The following is a 17,155-nucleotide window of genomic DNA, read 5'->3' as shown; positions in this document are numbered from 1 at the left end:
TCAGCTTCCTCCCGAGTACGGCGGTTAGATCCGCCTTGAACGTTTCAATGCTACACCAAACCACTTCGCCTGCAACGGATTTTACGGTATATATCTGATACTCGGATATTAACTCAAAGTGTCACGCGCACCATCGAATAGGAGTGCGGCGGCAAGTTCAGCGTCATTCCCTTGCCGCTGAGCGCTGCCCCATTGCCTTTGACCGGTGATACGTTGTCCGGCGCGTCCTTCGTGTTGCAGGCCTCGAGATCGTCATGACGGATGATCGTATGCTCGATGGACTTGGCGGCGAACCGCTCTAGGGCGACGTCGGCCTCTATCGTCTCGGACCCATGCCGGTTGATTGCGAAGAAGGTCAGCGTGCCGGCGTTCGAATTATGCACGCCCGCAATGTCGAGCCATGGCACCTTGTCGGCAGCGGCCGCGTCATAGGTAGGCACCTCGACCGCGAGCTGCAGCGCGGTGCCGCGGCCGTGCTTGGAGGCCAGCATAAAAGGCCAGTAGATCGTCTGCCGCCAGGCGCTGCCGCCGGGATCGGTCATGATCGGCGCGATTACGTTCACCAGCTGCGCAATGCAGGCGATGCGAACAATATCCGACCGTCGAATGAAGGTGTTGATGATGCAGCCGACCTGCAGCACGTCCTCGAAATTGTAGATGTCTTCCAGAAGCCTGGGCGCTTCCGGCCAGTCCCAGCCGCGCATACGCTCGGCGTCCCGCTTGCGCTGATGGTACCAGACGTTCCACTCGTCGAAGGAGATCTTCACCTCCCGCTTCGAGCGGGTCTTGGCCTTCACGTAGTCGATGATGCCGGAGACCGTGCCAATGTAGCGGTCGAGTTTCGCCGGAAGAGCGAGATATTCGGCCGTATTCTTCTCGTAGTTTTCGAAATACATGTGGAGAGAGATGTAGTCGACCTGCTCGTAGGTCGCTTCCAACACGGTTGCTTCCCACTGCGGATAGGTCGGCATATTGGAATGCGACGAGCCGCAGACGACCAGTTCCACCGTTGGGTCGAGGCCGCGCAACGCCTTGGCCGTCTCGTTGGCCAGATGGCCGTATTCTTCCGCCGACTTGTGGCCGACCTGCCAGGGACCGTCCATTTCATTGCCGAGACACCAGAGGCGGCAGTTCCAGGGCTGCGCGCGTCCGTTCTTGGCCCTGAGGTCGGACCAGTAGCTGCCGCTCGGGTGGTTGACGTATTCAACGAACGCCCGCGCCTCGTCGAGGCCGCGGGAACCGAGATTGACCGCAAGCATCATCTCGGTGCCGGCCTTTTCGGCCCAGTCGGCGAATTCGTGGATTCCAACCAGGTTCGGCTCCGTGGTGCGCCAGGCAAGATCCAGCCGCCGCGGGCGGTTCTCCTTTGGGCCTATGCCGTCTTCCCAATTGTAGGCGGACACGAAGTTGCCGCCCGGGTAACGGCAGATCGGCGTGTCGAGCGCACGCACCAACTCGATCACGTCCTTGCGCATCCCCTCTGCGTCCGCTTGCGGATGTCCGGGCTCGTAGATGCCCGTATAGACCGCCCGACCAAGATGCTCGAGGAACGAGCCGTAAAGACGTTTGTCGATATCCGCGACGGCATAGGCCGCGTTCGCCGTGACTCTGGCCTTCATGATCCCTCCCACTGCGGATTATCAATCCGACTTTCCGGTCCGTATCCGGGTCGCGGGTCAGTTAAGGGCGGAGTTCGTTCGCCCGTCAAGGGCCTAATACGCTCTCAAGCCTTCAGCAGGCGCAGAACGATGTCGTTGCTGTAATTGCCGAAGCCGCTACCGAAGATGTTTATGCCGCCGGGGTGACGCGCATCTTCCTTCACGCCGATTCGTATCCGGATCGAGCGGTGCCGCTCAAGCTCCAGATCAGCCAGCGAGCATTTGGAAACCTTGTTGTTGTTGCGATAGGTGCCGTTGTTCGTGACGCGCCAGTGTGTGAGGTCGCCATATTGCGATCCGGCCAGCTTCCACCAGCCGGGCGTATGCTTGCCGCGCTTGTCGCCATAGTCGGCTGGGGCCGTCCAGGTATCTATCTCGTGTCCGTTGATCGCTACCGTGATGTCCGATGGCCAATCCTTCGATGTGCCCGGGACCTCCGACGAAAGCTCCATCGCTAGTTCCAATCCGCCGACTTTGGCATTGGCAAGCGTCGCATTGTTGGGAAACTGGTATTCGACGAAGCCGCGCGTGAACCACAGCAGCCCTGCCCGCATACGGTCAGGATCGAGGAAGGTGTCGGGCACATCGAGAAGTCCGATGACGCCGTCTTTTGAACACAGGCCGCAGGGAGCGGAAACTTCGCATCTCGTATAGAGTCCAAGCGGCATCGCCACTTCTATGACGCCGAGATCCTGCGCCGGCGGGCGGTCCTTAAAGACGACAACCAACTCGGAGAAGGTCGAATAGCAAACCTTCTGGCTTCCCTTGCGCGCCTTCTGTGATTTCGTCTCGATCAAACCGACATCGACAAGAACCTGGATGTTTGCGGAAATCGTTGATTGCGGAAGACCCAGATCTTCGGCCACTTGATTGACGTTTTTCGGCCCCTTGCGGTGCAGCAGATCGAGAATCCGGACCCGGACCTCGCTCGCGAGGCTCTTCAACAAGTCAAGCCGCTCAAGCGGATCGACAACCATGATTTCATTCGACATATGGCCCCGCAGTCGTCACACGGGGTTATGTATCAGCAGATCAGATACAAATAAAGACGGTGGCGTTATGAATTGAACCTCCTGGCTGGCATATCTTTCGTAACGACTTCGTCATTCAGTAGTTGACTAGCACGGCCACAACGGCGGCGCGTTGCCTGCGTTGACCAGTCCGGGGGAATGCCTGGCCGTCAGCATGCCCATGCACTTGGCAAAAGCGTCGCGGAACTTCTCATGCGCCGTTTGAAAGGTGAAATGCGCGCCCCAGAACGGCTCGTCTTGCCGACAGAGATCATTGAGCGCGGATCCGTCGGTCTGATCAGGATGAGCGCTAGGTCCTCATGCTCAGCCGATCAGGACTTTCCCAGTCCCATGTTTGAGCGGGGTTGGATGAAGCGCGCACAGCGCGCACTCGATATGTCAATCCCTTGACGCCCTTAGCCCTCAGCAGCCCACCGTAAGGCAACAAAATCAAAGTGATGCGCGGAGGCTCGCCGCCTCCCACTTGGCTAACACGAGGAAGAAAATGGCCATAAAGCATTGATAAATAACGACGATGGTGGGCCCGGAGGGGCGTCGTTTTCCACGGAAAATCAATATGTTAGAGGATGGTTCGCCAACCCATTCCCTTCGTATTCTCTCGTATGGTCTGGCGAACCCAAGGTCGGGCAGCAGGACTAGTTTTAATGCAAGCGGTAAGTCTGTCTTGTCTCACAAAGTGTCGATGGACGCATGTTGACCAGGGATTTTGCGGACGTCATAGACGACTGAGGGGTCACAAGCCCACACTCGACCTTCTCATGGCGCTTGGTTAGATGCATCAGCGATTGAGCACAATGCAGATAGATAGATATCTGTTTCATTGCCGAGGTTTTCTGTGAGCGAGCAATATCGATTCCCCTGGCGGGAGCGCATGACGATCCTCGGCGATGTGGAGGCGGCATCCTTCCTGCCGTGGATCGAGCGTCATGCCGCCAAGCTCGGGCTCGCGCAGGCCATATGCGTTGCCGGTCCCGATCGCATCGAACTCGACATTGTCGGCCCGGCCGAACTCATCGACATGATGGAGATGGGATGCTCGCTTGGACCAATCGATGTCTGGGTCGAGGCCATCCATCGGGCGCCGATCGAGAGCGAATCGGGCTAGTTTCCGGCCTGCGGCTTCTGCCTGCCAAGGTGCATGCACCTTTTTTGGGCATTATTGCCCGTGAGGAAATGTTGTGCAAACGTGACCCGCCTATTAGCATATGCTTGACCGCGAAGCTGCGCTCAGGAAGATGCTGGTGTTGTTTGAAAGTTGATGTATGCCGCCTTATCCGACCGGCTCATGGATACCTGTTGCCCTCTCCGCGGACTTGCCGGCGGGAACCGTAATGCCCGCGCAGTCCCCGGCTGGGCCGGTTGCGCTTTGGCGAAGCCGTTCGGGCCGAGCATCGGCGTTTGCGGACAGATGCCCCCATCGCGGCATGCGCCTTTCCCACGGCTTTGTACGCGGTGAGACCCTGTCCTGCATCTATCACGGCTGGGGCTATGCTCAGGAGGGAAATTGCCTGCGCATTCCCGCTCATCCGGCGCTGACTCCGCCGGACACGATTCGCGTTGCAACGCAGCATGTCGAGGATGGCGACGGTGTCATCTGGATTTCCGCCGGCGAAGCCGCTGCCCCTCCGCCGCGGCTCGACGGCGTTGCCCCGCTGCGTTCCATGATGGTGGAAGCGAACGTCGCGGCGCTGGAGGCGGCCGCGGGCGCGAAGGCCGCGGGAGGCCTGCTCGACCATAGCAACGATGGCCTGACGCTTCGGCTGCTGCTTGCGCCCGATGGTGAAGCCCGGACGCTTATGCATGTTCTGGTGGGCGAGGACGCCAATCCGACCGAACGGATCGCCGCGTCGAGGGCCGCCGAAACGCTGCGGCGGGCGGCCGAGAGAATTCGGAGCGGTGGGGCCGTCCAATGACCCGCAACGCGATGATCGACGAATGGTATCCGGTCGGCCTTGCGAGCCAGCTCGACGCGCATGGGCGCGGCACGGCCCTGATGGGCGAGCCCATCGAGGTGAGATGCGGCGAAGACGGAACCGCCAAGGTCACAGGCGGCAACGGACGTGTCCTCCCAACCTGCATCCGCTATGGCCATGTCTGGTCATCGCTCGGCGATCCGAAAAAGCCGCTGTTTGCGATCCCCGAGGCCGATCAGCCTGGCCGCCGGCTCGTCGATGTCGGCGTGGTTCGCGTGCGCTGTTCGCCATTGCGCGCGGTGGAGAACTTCCTGGACATTGCGCATTTTCCATTCGTCCACACCGACATATTGGGCTCCGAACCGCACACGGAGGTCCAGAACTACAAGGTCGAAATCCGCGAGGACGAAGACGAGGTTTGGGCTACCCAGGTGAAGTTCTACCAGCCGCAGGCCGCGAAGTCGGCGGAGGGCGGCATAACGACGGAGTACATGTATCGCGTGCCCGCGCCGACATGCTCGATCCTCTACAAGACCTGCCCGCCGCATCCCGGCGAATGGGACGTCATTACGCTGTTCGTGCAGCCGCTTGCCGAAGACCTGTGTGACGTGTGGCCCTGGATGGCGCTGTTCGACGACGAGACGCCGATGACGGACCTGATCCATTTCCAGCAGACGATCTTCGTCCAGGACCGGTCGATCCTCGAAAACCAGATCCCGAGGTTGCTGCCGCTCGACCCCGGCATGGAGATTCCCACGCGAGCCGACCTGACTTCGGTTGCCTACCGGCGCTGGCTGAAGCGCCATGGCTACACCTACGGCGCGCAACTGGTGGCGCAATGAAGCTCTACGACTACGTGCTGTCGCCGAGCTGTTACAAGGTGCGCCTGATGGCGGCGCTGGCAGGGGTGAAGCTCAGCATCCGGCCCGTCGACTTCCATCCCGGTGCCGAGCATCGCGGTCCGGAACTCATGGCGCTCAACCCGGCGGGTTCGATCCCGATCCTTGAGGACGGCGACCTCGTCCTGACCGAATCCTCGGCCATGCTTGTCTACCTCGCTACAAAGGCGGCACCGCAATGGCTGGGCAACGATACGGCCGTGCAAGCGGCGCGTGTCCAACAATGGCTTTCGTTCTCGCATCGACTGACAGCAAGCCTGGGGGCGGCGCGCCTGCACGAGATGCTGCTGCGCCCGGGCAACATCGATGCCCTTAAGGGACAGGGGACGGCAGCCCTGCGGGAATTGGAAGCTGGTCTCGTAGAACAGAGTATCCGCGGCCAGCGCTTCCTCGCATCGGACCGGCCGACGGTCGCGGACATCGCCTGTTTCCCCTATGTGGCGCTGGCGCCGGACGGCGAGGTCTCGCTCGATCCTTATCCCACGATCCGTCTATGGTCGCGGGCCATCCGCGGTCTCGACGGCTTCATCGAGATGCCTGGCATCCACCGGCTGCATGAGCTCAAACCCGAGCCCGTCCCAGAAGTAGGCGAGGCCTGAAATGGCGGGTTATCTGTTGAAGAACTGTGCCGCGGTCATCGTGGACGATGGCGACGGTCCGCGCGTCCGCCGCAACGTCGATGTGTTGACCGACGGCCCGGCTGTACGGGCCATCGGCGAAGCCCTGGATAAGGGTGTGTTGCCTGTGGGGACCGTCACGCAGGACGCCGCCGGTTGGTTCGTCTATCCCGGCCTCGTCAACACCCATCACCACTTCTTTCAGTGCTTCGTGCGCAACCGCGCCGATCTGGACTGGACGAAGCTGTCGGTCATCGAATGGCTCGACCGCATCTATCCCATCTTCTCACGGCTGACCGAGGAGTGCTTCTATCACTCATCGGTCACGGCCATGGCGGAATTGATAAAGCACGGCTGCACGACGGCATTCGATCATCAATACTGCTTTCCGCGGCATGCCGGCAAAAGGCTGATCGACCGACAGTTCGAGGCGGCCGAACTGCTCGGCATGCGCTTCCATGCCGGACGTGGCGGCAACACGCTGCCGAAATCGGAAGGCTCGACCATCCCCGACGCCATGCTGGAAACGACGGACGAGTTCATCGCCGACTGCGCCCGGCTGATCGACACCTACCATGATGACGGTAAGTTCAGCATGCGTCAGGTCGTGGTCGCGCCCTGCCAGCCGGTCAACTGCTATCGCGAGACATTCGTGGAATCGGTAGCGCTGGCGCGCGACCGCAAGGTGCGCATGCACACCCATGTCGGCGAAGGCGAAAGTCTGGTCATGCAAGCCCGCCACGGCCTGCGCACGGTGGATTATTGCGCCGAGATCGGTTTCTCCGGGACGGATGCCTTCTATGCCCATTGCTGGGAACTGACCCACGACGAACTGCGCAAGATGGCCGCTATCGGCACCGGCGTGGCGCACTGCCCGGAGCCGGTCTATCTCGTCGGCGCCGAAATCACCGACATACCGGCGATGTCGGCCCTCGGGCTGAGTGTAGGACTGGGTTGCGACGGCGCCGCCTCGAATGACAATTCCAACCTGATGCACTGCATCCATTCAGCCTACATGCTGCAATGCCTTGCGGCGTCGACACGCGACCACCCGGTTCCGCCGCCGGTCGATTTCCTCGGCTATGCGACGACAGGTGGCGCGGCGCTGCTCGGGCGCGGCGATATCGGCAGGCTGTCGCCCGGCATGGCCGCCGACCTGTTCGCCATCGACACGCGGCGCATGGACTATGTCGGCACGCGGCATGATCCACTGAGCCTGCTGGCCAAGGTGGGCATCGGCACGCCGACCGACATGACGATGATCAACGGCTGCATCGTCTGGGCCAAGGGAGAATTCCCCGGGCTCGACGAGGCAAGGCTGTTCGCGCAAGCCGAGGCGGCGCTCGCCACCGTGGAATTCTAGCAACCAAAACCAAAACCAAAAGCAAGGGGAACCGACATGCTGACAAATCTTACCCGCAGAACCTTGATGAAGGGCGCCGCCGCTACCGGGCTCGTCGCCGCGGTGGGCAGCCGCGTGCTCGCCGCCGACGGACCGCTGGGCATCGTGCTGGTGGTCCCCTCGCCGGTCGGCGACGTCGGCTGGGGCCGTGCGCTGGCCGACGGGCTCGAGCCGGTCAAGGCCGCCTATGGCGACAAGGTGAAGGTCACCATCCTCGAAAACATTCAGGAAGGCCCCGACGCCGACCGCATCATGAACAAGGCGGTCGCGGACGGGAACAAGGTCCTCATCGCCGGCTCCTTCGGCTATCAGAACGGCGCCCTGCAGATCGCGCGCCGCAATCCCGATGTCACCGTGCTGCACGCGTCCGGTTTCGAGGTGGCGCCAAACTTCTCACCCTTCGCGGCACAATATTCCCAGGGCACCTATCTGATGGGCATGGCGGCGGCCTCGCTTTCGAAGACGGGCAAGCTCGGCTCGGTGTCGGCCTTCGCCATCCCCGAGCTGATAACCTCCATCAACGCGTTCACGCTGGGTGCGCAGGCTGTGAAGCCCGATGTCGAGGTTTCCGTCGTATGGGTGAATTCCTGGTTCGACCCGGCCAAGGAGCAGGAAGCCGCCAAGGCGCTGCTGGCGCAGAAATGCGACGTCATCTTCTCCAACGCGCAGGACACGCCTTCCGTCGTCGCGGCTTGCGAAGAGGCAGGCATCCCCGCCTTCAACCTCAACTCGTCAATGAAGAAATACGCGCCCAAGACCTATCTCGGCTGCGTGGCGACCGATTGGTCGCCCTTCTTCAAAGCCTCGGTCGACGCCCACTTTGCTGGTACCTTCAAGGGCGCCAGCGCCTTCCTGGGGGTCGGCGACAAGGTCGTCGAGGTCGTCGACTGGAACCCGGGCATCCCAGCAGACATCATGACCAAGATCAAGGAAGTCGAAGCCAAGATCGCCGACGGCAGCTTCTCGCCCTTTGCCGGTCCGATCGCCAAGGCCGACGGCAGCGAAGGCGTCCCCGCCGGCAAGACTATGGCCGTGGCCGAGATCGTCGCCATGGACTGGCACGTCAAGGGTGTCACCACGCCGCTGCCCAAGTAACCATGACCGCCCCGCTCCTGTCGCTGCGCGGCATCTCCAAGAGCTACGGCCAGATCCATGCCAATCGGGACATCGATCTGGACGTGGCTCCGCGCTCTATCCACGCGATCCTCGGAGAGAACGGTGCGGGCAAATCGACGCTGATGAAGCTCATATACGGCGTCGAGCAGCCGGACGCCGGAACAGCGACCTGGAAAGGAGACCCCCTGGCGCTCGCGTCCCCGGCGGATGCGAGGCGCAAGGGGATCGGCATGGTCTTCCAGCATTTCTCGTTGTTCGAGACGCTGACGGTGGTGGAGAACGTCCGGCTGGTCGTGCCCGGGAGGAAATCGGACCTTGCGCAAGGCATCTGCAAGCTCGGCCGCGACTTCGGCCTGGAAGTCGATCCGCTCGCCCATGTGCACGCGCTCTCGGTTGGAGAGCGGCAGCGGGTGGAAATCATCCGCTGCCTGATGACCGAACCGCAGCTCCTGATCCTCGACGAACCGACCTCCGTCCTGCCGCCGCAATCGGTGGAGAAGCTTTTCGAGACATTGCGGCGGCTGCGCGACGGCGGCGTGTCCATCCTTTTCATCTCGCACAAGCTGGAGGAAATCCGTGCGGTCTGCGACCGCGCGACCATCCTGCGCGGCGGTCGCATCACCGGCAATGTGGATCCCCGCGACCACGACGCGCACGACCTCGCCCGCATGATGATCGGCCGCGACATGCCGCAGCCCATGCCGGCAGTCGCACATTCCGGCGGGGAAAAGCGCCTTGAAATCGTCGGCCTCGACCATCGACCCGACGATCCCTTCGCCGCGGCGCTTTCCGATGTCAGCCTGACGCTCCGGGCGGGCGAGATCCTCGGCATCGCCGGCATCTCGGGTAACGGGCAGAGCGAACTCGCCGCGCTGATCTCGGGCGAGACGATGCTGCCGCGCGAACAGTCACAGCGTATCTTCATCATGGGAAAGGATGTCGGCGCGCTCGATGCGGCTGCCCGCCGGCGGCTGGGCTTCGCCTTCGTTCCGGAGGAACGGCTGGGCCGTGGCGCGGTGCCCGAAATGTCGCTCGTCCTCAACAGCCTGCTGACCGCACATCCCTCCGGCCTCTTGAAACGCGGCCTCGTCGACACGGCCCGTGCGAAGGCCTTCACAGAAGACTGCGTGCGGCAGTACGACGTGCGTACACCGGGTCCCGAGGCCGAGGCGGGGGCGCTTTCGGGAGGCAATCTCCAGAAATTCATCGTGGGCCGCGAGATTATGCTGTCCCCTAAATTGCTGTTTGTGGCGCAGCCCACCTGGGGAGTGGACGTCGGCGCGGCATCCGCCATCCGCCAGCGCCTTGTCGCCCTGCGCAACGAAGGCATGGCCATTCTGGTCATCTCGGAGGAACTGGAGGAACTGTTCGAGCTTTGCGATGCGATCCAGGTGATCCATCAGGGTCGGCTGAGCGCGCCGCTAGTGACGCGCGACACCAGGCCCGAGGAGATCGGCCGTTACATGATCGGCGCGCATTCGACGGCCGAAAAGATCCCCGCATGAGCGCTTCGTTCCGACCCTCCCTTCCCGTGCTGATTCGACGTGAACACGCCTCGCCAGCAATCAAGCTGGTCGCCCCGCCCGCCGCGCTCGGTCTGGCGACGCTGCTCAATCTCGGGCTTTACCTGCTGATGGGCCGCGACCCGGGCGCCGTCTTCCATGCGATGCTTCTGGAGCCCTTCCTCTCCTGGGCCTCATTCTCGGAAGTCCTGCTCAAGATGGGGCCGCTGCTGCTGATCGCGCAGGGGCTTGCCATCGGCTTTCGCGCAAAGATCTTCAACATCGGCGCCGAGGGCCAGTTCATCCTCGGCGCGATCTTCGCGTCGGCCATTCCCATTTGGCTCCCGCAGGCAACAGGTCAGTGGATCTGGCCCGCCATGCTCGTCCTCGGCGCGCTGGGCGGCGCGCTTTGGGCCTCGCTCACGGCGTTCTGGCGCGTGCGGCTCAACGCAAACGAGATTCTCGTGTCGCTCATGCTGGCGCTCGTTGCGGCGCAACTTCTCAACTATCTGCTTCTTGGCCCCTGGAAGGACCCGGCCGGCTTCAACTTCCCGCAGTCGGTGATGTTCCAGTACGACGCGATGGTACCGATCCTGATCCCCGGCACCCGCGTCAACGTCTCGCTGCTTATCGCCTTCGCGTTCTCCCTCGCGGCCTGGGTCTTCATGCAAAGGAGTTTCGCCGGCTACAAGCTGCAGGTCGGCGGCCTTGCGCCGCGCGCGGCCGGATACGCCGGCTTCAACGAAGGACGCGCGATCTGGCTTTCGCTCCTCATCGGTGGCTTAGCGGCTGGCCTCGCCGGGGCTGCCGAGGTGGCCGGGCCGCTCGGCCAGTTGCAGCGCTCCATCTCGACCGGCTACGGCTACGCCGCCATCATCGTGGCCTATCTCGGTGGCCTTCACCCGATAGGCATCGTTTTTTCCGCGCTGCTCATGGCGGCCCTCTATATCGGCGGCGACAACGCCATGGTCTCGGCAAATCTGCCGATCGCCGCTGTCCGGGTCTTCCAGGGTAGCCTGCTGCTCGCCTATCTCGTCGCCATGGCCTTCGTCCGCTACCGGCTCGAATGGCGCCATGCCGCTCACGGAAGCACTCCATGAATGCCCTCGAGTTCATCGTCGCCGGAATGCTGGCGGCGGCCACGCCGTTCCTTTTGGCCGCGCTGGGCGAAATGGTGGCCGAGCGGGCCGGCGTCCTCAATCTCGGCGTGGAGGGAATGATGGCCATGGGAGCGGTCGTCGCCTTCATCATCGTCTATCACGGCGGCGGTCACCTCCTGGGTTTCCTCGCCGCGGGCCTCGCCAGCGCGGCTCTTTCCCTTGTCTTTGCCATCATCGCGCTGGGGTTCCGCGCCAACCAGGTCGCGGTGGGACTCGCTATAGGCATACTCGGCCAGGGCCTCTCGGCATTGTTCGGCAAGAGCTATGAGAGCCTTACGGTCAAAGGCCTGCCGAAGCTTTCATTGCCCTGGCTTTCAGATATCCCGGTCATCGGCGGCCTCTTCGCTCAGGACGTCATCGTGTGGCTCTCGCTGGCCGTGACCGTCGCCATCTGGGCGATATTCGCCTACACCAAGACCGGCCTTGTCGTGCGCGCCGTCGGCGAGAATCCCAAGGCGGCCCATGCGCTGGGCTATCCGGTGATTGCCGTGCGCTTCGCCGCTGTCGCTTTCGGCGGCGCGTTTGCGGGTTTCGCCGGTGCCTACGCGGCCGTGGTCTACACGCCGCTCTGGGCCGACGGCATGATCGCCGGGCGCGGCTGGATCGCGATCGCGCTCGTGGTCTTCGGCACTTGGCTCACCAGCCGTATCTTCCTCGGCGCCTGCCTCTTCGGCGCCGTCTCCCTCGCAAGCCTCGCGGCCCAGGCGACCGGGCTCGACATTTCCTCGCAACTTCTGTCGAGCCTGCCTTATCTCGTGACAATCGTCGTGCTGGGCGTCATTTCCTCGAACCGGCGCCTGCTCAAGCTCAACGGCGTGGCTTCGCTGGGAGAGCCTTTCGAACACTGAGCAATTCCAATGCCGCTTGTGAGCAGGCCTCAGGGGCCAACATACTCGAAAGTGGATGAGCCTCAGAAGCTCAGGTCATTTGCCTGATAAGGTGGCGGCGAATGGCGTTGCTGCTCTTGGGCCACTTGGCTGCTCACCGACGGCAAAAACTGCGCTTGCCACGCTGACGATTGCGACATGGTCCTTTGCGGCCGCCCCCGCAGCGGCACTGTCGCCACGCAGGATCGCGGTGACTATGGCGTCATGCTCCTGCCAGGATTTGGCAAGGCGTCCGGCCAACCTGAACTGGGCACGCCGGAAAGGGGCAAGACGGCTGCGCGTCGTCGCTGTCAGCTCATAGATGTGCGTGCTGTGAGCGCCGCGATAGAGCCGGCTGTGAAACTCGGTGTTGAAATATTCATAGTCTTCCTCGGCGCCCAGCCGCACCAGCCGTGCCGAGGCCTCGTGCTCGGCCTCGAGCGCGCGGCGCTCGCTGACGGTCATGCGCTCGGCGCAGAAGCGCGCACATATGCCTTCAAGTTCAGCCATGCTTTCGAACATCGAGGTGAGATATTCCTGGGTGACGACGGCGACGATGGCGCCTCTGTTCGGTCGCCTTTCAACCAGACCCATGGCGCTTAGCTGTCCGAGCGCCTCGCGCACAGGGGTGCGCGACACCTCGAAGCGGGCGGCAAGCGAGGTTTCGTCGAGCTTTTCACCAGGGCGCAGTACGCCGGTGACGATGCGGTCGCCGATGGCCCTCACCATCTGATCAACGGTCGTTCCCAATCGGACCAAGCTGCGCTTTCCCGACACGCCTCCTCCAAGCCTCCGTTTTCATTTCCAGACCATGAACCGGCCGAACGAAAGTCCGCTTCCGACTCAGTCGTACCCTGTATGCCTATGTTTTAATCTTCCTGTCAAATTGTCTGATTTCAAGGCAAAAAGTGCATGCAGTTGCCTTTCGATTGTGCAATGCCAAAAGATATTATTACTGATTTTATTGGGTAAATTTTAATTTCTGGATTGGCATAGCAATTGCATGCACTTTCTTGAGAAGGCGTTAACCGACCCGGAAAAGGTCCTACAGGGGAGCATAAGAAATGACCGACCGATTCTTGCTTAGCCGCCGCCAGCTGCTCAAGACCTCCGCCGCCGGAGCGGCACTCGGGCTTGCGTCCGCGGCCTTTCCCGTCAGCAGGGCCTTTGCCGCCAGCGCCACCGTCGGCTTCATCTATGTCGGGCCGAAGGATGACTATGGTTACAACCAGGCGCATGCCGAAGGTGCGGCGACGCTGAAGGCCATCGAGGGCATAACTGTCGTGGAGGAGGAGAACGTACCGGAGACGGTCGACGTCCAGAAGACGATGGAATCGATGATCAATCTCGACGGCGCCTCGCTGATCTTCCCGACCTCTTTCGGCTACTTCGACCCCCACATGCTGGCCATGTGCGCGAAATTCCCCAACGTGCAGTTCCGCCATTGCGGCGGCATGTGGGACAAGGCGAAGCACCCGATGAATGCCGGCTCCTATTTCGGCTATATCGGCATGGGCCAGTATCTCAACGGCGTTGTCGCCGGCCACACCTCAAAGACCAAGAAGCTCGGCTTCGTCGCGGCCAAGCCCATTCCGCAGGTGCTGCTCAACATCAACTCCTTCCTGCTCGGCGCGCGCTCGGTCGATCCGACCATCACTTGCCAGGTCATCTTCACCGGCGAGTGGTCTCTGGCGGTTAAGGAAGCAGAAGCCACCAATGCGCTGGTCGACCAAGGCGCCGACGTCATCACTTGCCATGTCGACAGCCCGAAAGTGGTGGTCGAAACCGCCGCCGGGCGCGGCGCTTTCGTCTGCGGCTACCATGCCAACCAGAGCCCGCTGGCGCCCGAAAAGTATCTCACCGGCGCCGAGTGGAACTGGGCCAAGGTCTACAAGATGTTCGTCGACGATCTCGTCGCCGGCACGCCGCTGCCCAACTTCACGCGTGGCGGCCTTGCCGACGGCTTCGTCAAGATGAGCCCGCTAGGGCCCGCCGTCGGCGAAGCAGGCCGCAAGCAGTTCGACGCCACCCTGGCTGAAATGATGAAGGGCGGCTTCGCCGTCATCAAGGGGCCGCTGAAGAGCAACAAGGGCGCCGTCGTCGCCACAGCGGGGCAGGCTTTCCCGGAGACAGCGATCGAGCTCGAAAGCATGGACTATCTGGTCGAGGGCGTCGTCGGCTCGACCGCCTGATCTGGGGGTGGGACGATGGTGGACACGGTGACAGGGGCCGGCATGCCGGCACTCTTCGGCGCCAGGGGATATCCTCCGGTGCTGGAATGGATCGCGCGGCGGGCGGAAGCCTTCGTCATTCCGCTCGCAGCACTTGTCGTCGGCATGGCGCTGTTCAGCCTGTTCATCGCACTGGTCGGCAAGTCGCCGATCCTGCTCTACGAGACCATGTGGCGGGGCGGCTTCGGCTCCTGGTTCTCGATCCAGAACTCGCTGTCGCGGGCCGCACCGCTGCTTCTGGCGGCGCTCTGCGTGGCACTCCCGGCGCGGCTTGGCCTCGTCGTCATCGGCGGTGAGGGCGCCATCGTGCTGGGCGGCGTTGGTGCTGCTGCCATCGGCGTGGCGCTCAGCGGCTCGCCATCGTCAATCGTCATTCTTGCCATGGGCGTGGCGGGCATGGCCGCCGGCGGCATCTGGATCGGTGCCGTCGGCGCGCTGCGCCACTACCGGGCAGTCAACGAAACCATCTCCAGCCTGCTGATGGCCTACATCGCCATCGCGCTGATGAACCAGTTGGTGGAAAGGCCGCTGCGCGACCCGGCCTCGCTCAACAAACCTTCAACCCAGCCGCTGGCGGACATCTACCGCATCGGCAACATTCCGGGCATGGACGTGCATTGGGGGCTGGTCGTTGGCGTGGTCGCCTGCGTTCTCTCCTGGGTGCTCATCGAAAAGACCCGCTGGGGTTTTGCCGCGCGCATCGCCGGCGGTAATGTGCGCGCGGCACAGGTGCAGGGGCTGGCCGTCGGACCGCTCATCGTCGGCTTCACGGCACTGGCGGGCGGCTTCGCCGGGCTTGCCGGCATGCTGGAGGTCGCCGCCGTGCAAGGCAGCGCCAATGCCTCGCTCGCCGCCGGCTATGGTTACACCGGCATCCTCGTCGCCTTCCTCGCCCGCCACAACCCGCTGGCCATCATTCCGGTCGCCATCCTGCTTGGCGGCATCGACGCCTCAGGCGGGTTGATCCAGCGCCGCATGGACCTGCCCGACGCCACGGTGCTGGTGCTGCAAGGCATGATCTTCATCGTCATCCTGTTCAGCGAAACCTTTTACGGCCGCTTCAAGGCCTTCAATCCCGACCTCTGGAAAAGGGCCTCCTGATGGACGCGACCGAGATCGGCCTCTGGGGCGTGCCGCTGGCCATTCTGGGCGGCGCCATCCGCGTGTCGACGCCCTTCATCTTCGTCTCGCTGGGCGAGGCGATCACCGAGCGTTCCGGCCGCATCAATCTGGGGCTGGAAGGCACGCTCGTCTTCGGCGCCATGACCGCCTATGCGGTCGCGGTGATGACCAACTCGCCGTGGCTCGGCCTGCTTGCCGCAGCTTTCGCCGGCCTGTTTTTCGGCCTGTTCCATGGCTGGATCTGCAAATTTCGTGGGGTCAACGACATTGCCATCGGCATCGCGCTGATGCTGTTCGGCTCGGGCCTCGCCTTCTTCTTCGGCAAGCCGTTCATCAAGCCGAAGGCGCCCAACCTGCCGGCCATTCCGTTCGGCGGTTGGTCCGATATCCCGCAGGTGCAGGCGGCGCTCGACGTCAACGTGCTATTCCTGATCGGCGCGGTGCTTTCCGTCATACTGTGGTGGGCGTTCCGCAACACGCGCGCCGGCCTCATAGTGCGTGTCGTCGGTGACAGTTCCGATGCAGCACGCGCCATGGGCCTCAACCCCGACACGGTGCGGCTGCTCGCCACCGGCGTCGGCGGCGCGCTGGCCGGCATCGGCGGCGCCTACCTATCGCTATACTATCCCGGCAGTTGGACCGAGCGCATCTCGTCAGGCCAGGGCCTGATGGCGGTGGCGCTGGTCATCTTCGCGCGCTGGAACCCGCTCGGCTGCTTTGCCGCGGCCCTTTTGTTCGGCGGAGCCGGCGCGCTCGGCCCGGCGCTGCAATCGGTCGGCGTCACGCAAGGCTACTACCTGTTTTACGCCGCTCCCTACATCCTCACCCTCATCATCATGATCGTCACCTCCTCGCCGACACGAACGCTTGCCGGCGCGCCAGGCGAATTGTCGATCACCAAATGAGACTTGGCACCAAATGACTGGAGTTTTGCCTATGAACGCCAGAGCCGAGATTGCCCAGCACACCATCGATGCCGAGCCCTATCCGTGGCCCTACAATGGTGACCTGCGGCCCGACAACACGGCGCTGATCATCATCGACATGCAAACCGATTTCTGCGGGCCAGGCGGCTATGTCGACCATATGGGTTACGATTTATCGCTGGTGCGGGCGCCGATCGAACCGATCAAGGCGGTGCTGTCGGCGATGCGGGCCAAGGGGTATACCATCATCCACACGCGCGAGGGGCACCGGCCCGATCTCGCCGACCTGCCGGCCAACAAGCGCTGGCGTTCGCGCCGCATCAATGCCGGTATCGGCGATGCCGGCCCGTGCGGGCGCATCCTGGTGCGCGGCGAGCCGGGCTGGGACATCATCCCCGACCTCTACCCGATCGAGGGCGAGCCGATCATCGACAAGCCTGGCAAAGGCTCGTTCTGCGCCACCGACCTGGAGCTGATCCTCAACCAGCGCCGCATCGAGAACATCGTACTGACCGGCATCACCACGGATGTCTGCGTGCACACCACAATGCGCGAGGCCAATGACCGCGGCTATGAATGCATGATGCTGGAGGATTGCTGCGGGGCGACCGACCACGGCAACCATCTGGCGGCGATCAAGATGATCAAGATGCAAGGCGGCGTCTTCGGCACGGTGTCGAATTCGACGGCGCTCGTGGCTCAGTTGCCATGA

At 62.8% G+C, this 17,155-nt stretch carries 16 protein-coding genes; 13 read left to right on the top strand and 3 right to left on the bottom strand.

Translation table 11 applies throughout. The features are described 5' to 3' along the window. Positions 1-113: 113 nt before the first annotated feature. Together EN861_RS29735 and EN861_RS29730 are read right to left on the bottom strand one after the other, a co-directional pair. The gene (locus tag EN861_RS29735; protein WP_127870095.1) at positions 114-1,619 is read right to left on the bottom strand and encodes an alpha-N-arabinofuranosidase; all 1,506 of its coding nucleotides are present in this window, start codon (positions 1,617-1,619) and stop codon (positions 114-116) included. A 104-nt stretch (positions 1,620-1,723) separates the two neighbouring features. Next, positions 1,724-2,650: a transcriptional regulator gene (locus EN861_RS29730; protein ID WP_135867303.1), complete on the bottom strand. Its 927-nt coding sequence runs from the start codon at positions 2,648-2,650 to the stop codon at positions 1,724-1,726. A gap of 910 nt (positions 2,651-3,560) precedes the next feature. Here EN861_RS29730 and EN861_RS29720 point away from each other — a divergent pair. The 9 genes from EN861_RS29720 to EN861_RS29680 all read left to right on the top strand — a co-directional run bounded on the left by EN861_RS29720 (position 3,561) and on the right by EN861_RS29680 (position 12,146). Next, entirely contained in the window at positions 3,561-3,794 is a 234-nt protein-coding gene (locus tag EN861_RS29720) for an acylphosphatase (RefSeq protein ID WP_127276597.1), read from the top strand. A gap of 157 nt (positions 3,795-3,951) precedes the next feature. Then, complete coding sequence (locus tag EN861_RS29715; RefSeq protein ID WP_135867302.1) at positions 3,952-4,602, top strand: Rieske (2Fe-2S) protein; 651 nt, start codon at positions 3,952-3,954, stop codon at positions 4,600-4,602. Next, positions 4,599-5,444 carry an aromatic ring-hydroxylating dioxygenase subunit alpha gene (locus EN861_RS29710; RefSeq protein ID WP_135867301.1) on the top strand — a complete coding sequence of 282 codons (846 nt, stop codon included), beginning with the start codon at positions 4,599-4,601 and terminating at the stop codon, positions 5,442-5,444. The genes EN861_RS29715 and EN861_RS29710 overlap by 4 nt, the downstream gene beginning before the upstream one ends. Continuing rightward, positions 5,441-6,100: a glutathione S-transferase family protein gene (locus tag EN861_RS29705; RefSeq protein WP_135867300.1), complete on the top strand. Its 660-nt coding sequence runs from the start codon at positions 5,441-5,443 to the stop codon at positions 6,098-6,100. The genes EN861_RS29710 and EN861_RS29705 overlap by 4 nt, the downstream gene beginning before the upstream one ends. A 1-nt stretch (position 6,101) precedes the next feature. Continuing rightward, positions 6,102-7,481, top strand: a complete 1,380-nt coding sequence (locus tag EN861_RS29700; protein ID WP_135867299.1) for an amidohydrolase — start codon at positions 6,102-6,104, stop codon at positions 7,479-7,481. 39 nt (positions 7,482-7,520) lie between these two features. Further along, positions 7,521-8,615, top strand: coding sequence for a BMP family ABC transporter substrate-binding protein (locus tag EN861_RS29695; RefSeq protein ID WP_189343778.1), 1,095 nt, complete (start codon positions 7,521-7,523; stop codon positions 8,613-8,615). A 2-nt stretch (positions 8,616-8,617) separates the two neighbouring features. Continuing rightward, positions 8,618-10,141 carry an ABC transporter ATP-binding protein gene (locus EN861_RS29690; RefSeq protein ID WP_135867297.1) on the top strand — a complete coding sequence of 508 codons (1,524 nt, stop codon included), beginning with the start codon at positions 8,618-8,620 and terminating at the stop codon, positions 10,139-10,141. Beyond that, complete coding sequence (locus tag EN861_RS29685; RefSeq protein WP_135867296.1) at positions 10,138-11,238, top strand: ABC transporter permease; 1,101 nt, start codon at positions 10,138-10,140, stop codon at positions 11,236-11,238. Before EN861_RS29690 ends, EN861_RS29685 begins: the two co-directional genes overlap by 4 nt. After that, a complete protein-coding gene (locus tag EN861_RS29680) occupies positions 11,235-12,146 on the top strand; it encodes an ABC transporter permease (protein WP_127278479.1) in 912 nt (303 codons plus the stop codon). The genes EN861_RS29685 and EN861_RS29680 overlap by 4 nt, the downstream gene beginning before the upstream one ends. Positions 12,147-12,221: 75 nt before the next feature. On the opposite strand, the gene EN861_RS29675 is transcribed toward EN861_RS29680, so the two are convergent. Continuing rightward, a complete protein-coding gene (locus tag EN861_RS29675) occupies positions 12,222-12,893 on the bottom strand; it encodes a GntR family transcriptional regulator (protein WP_127278478.1) in 672 nt (223 codons plus the stop codon). Between the two features lie 335 nt (positions 12,894-13,228). Here EN861_RS29675 and EN861_RS29670 point away from each other — a divergent pair, with 335 nt between their 5' ends. Genes EN861_RS29670 through EN861_RS29655 form a run of 4 tightly spaced genes read left to right on the top strand, consistent with a single transcriptional unit; the run spans position 13,229 to position 17,155 of the window. Further along, positions 13,229-14,356, top strand: coding sequence for a BMP family ABC transporter substrate-binding protein (locus EN861_RS29670; RefSeq protein WP_127278477.1), 1,128 nt, complete (start codon positions 13,229-13,231; stop codon positions 14,354-14,356). 15 nt (positions 14,357-14,371) lie between these two features. Then, positions 14,372-15,496 (top strand): ABC transporter permease, encoded by a 1,125-nt coding sequence (locus EN861_RS29665; protein WP_135867295.1) that lies wholly within the window; start codon positions 14,372-14,374, stop codon positions 15,494-15,496. Then, positions 15,496-16,422: an ABC transporter permease gene (locus EN861_RS29660; protein ID WP_127278475.1), complete on the top strand. Its 927-nt coding sequence runs from the start codon at positions 15,496-15,498 to the stop codon at positions 16,420-16,422. Before EN861_RS29665 ends, EN861_RS29660 begins: the two co-directional genes overlap by 1 nt. A gap of 31 nt (positions 16,423-16,453) precedes the next feature. Continuing rightward, positions 16,454-17,155 (top strand): isochorismatase family cysteine hydrolase, encoded by a 702-nt coding sequence (locus tag EN861_RS29655; protein WP_127870084.1) that lies wholly within the window; start codon positions 16,454-16,456, stop codon positions 17,153-17,155.

The organism is Mesorhizobium sp. M8A.F.Ca.ET.218.01.1.1 (assembly GCF_004791165.1).
In the GTDB taxonomy this organism is placed as follows: Bacteria; Pseudomonadota; Alphaproteobacteria; order Rhizobiales; family Rhizobiaceae; genus Mesorhizobium.
Note: the sequence above shows the minus strand (reverse complement) of the source record. Positions and strands in the feature narration are given on the sequence as shown.

What these genes read in the sequence shown, in the direction of transcription:
- EN861_RS29735 (WP_127870095.1), bottom strand. Translation starts at nt 1,619, where the DNA reads ATGAAGGCCAGAGTCACGGCGAACGCGGCCTATGCCGTCGCGGATATC.
- EN861_RS29730 (WP_135867303.1), bottom strand. Translation starts at nt 2,650, where the DNA reads ATGTCGAATGAAATCATGGTTGTCGATCCGCTTGAGCGGCTTGACTTG.
- EN861_RS29720 (WP_127276597.1), top strand. Translation starts at nt 3,561, where the DNA reads ATGACGATCCTCGGCGATGTGGAGGCGGCATCCTTCCTGCCGTGGATC.
- EN861_RS29715 (WP_135867302.1), top strand. Translation starts at nt 3,952, where the DNA reads ATGCCGCCTTATCCGACCGGCTCATGGATACCTGTTGCCCTCTCCGCG.
- EN861_RS29710 (WP_135867301.1), top strand. Translation starts at nt 4,599, where the DNA reads ATGACCCGCAACGCGATGATCGACGAATGGTATCCGGTCGGCCTTGCG.
- EN861_RS29705 (WP_135867300.1), top strand. Translation starts at nt 5,441, where the DNA reads ATGAAGCTCTACGACTACGTGCTGTCGCCGAGCTGTTACAAGGTGCGC.
- EN861_RS29700 (WP_135867299.1), top strand. Translation starts at nt 6,102, where the DNA reads ATGGCGGGTTATCTGTTGAAGAACTGTGCCGCGGTCATCGTGGACGAT.
- EN861_RS29690 (WP_135867297.1), top strand. Translation starts at nt 8,618, where the DNA reads ATGACCGCCCCGCTCCTGTCGCTGCGCGGCATCTCCAAGAGCTACGGC.
- EN861_RS29685 (WP_135867296.1), top strand. Translation starts at nt 10,138, where the DNA reads ATGAGCGCTTCGTTCCGACCCTCCCTTCCCGTGCTGATTCGACGTGAA.
- EN861_RS29680 (WP_127278479.1), top strand. Translation starts at nt 11,235, where the DNA reads ATGAATGCCCTCGAGTTCATCGTCGCCGGAATGCTGGCGGCGGCCACG.
- EN861_RS29675 (WP_127278478.1), bottom strand. Translation starts at nt 12,893, where the DNA reads ATGGTGAGGGCCATCGGCGACCGCATCGTCACCGGCGTACTGCGCCCT.
- EN861_RS29670 (WP_127278477.1), top strand. Translation starts at nt 13,229, where the DNA reads ATGACCGACCGATTCTTGCTTAGCCGCCGCCAGCTGCTCAAGACCTCC.
- EN861_RS29665 (WP_135867295.1), top strand. Translation starts at nt 14,372, where the DNA reads ATGGTGGACACGGTGACAGGGGCCGGCATGCCGGCACTCTTCGGCGCC.
- EN861_RS29660 (WP_127278475.1), top strand. Translation starts at nt 15,496, where the DNA reads ATGGACGCGACCGAGATCGGCCTCTGGGGCGTGCCGCTGGCCATTCTG.
- EN861_RS29655 (WP_127870084.1), top strand. Translation starts at nt 16,454, where the DNA reads ATGAACGCCAGAGCCGAGATTGCCCAGCACACCATCGATGCCGAGCCC.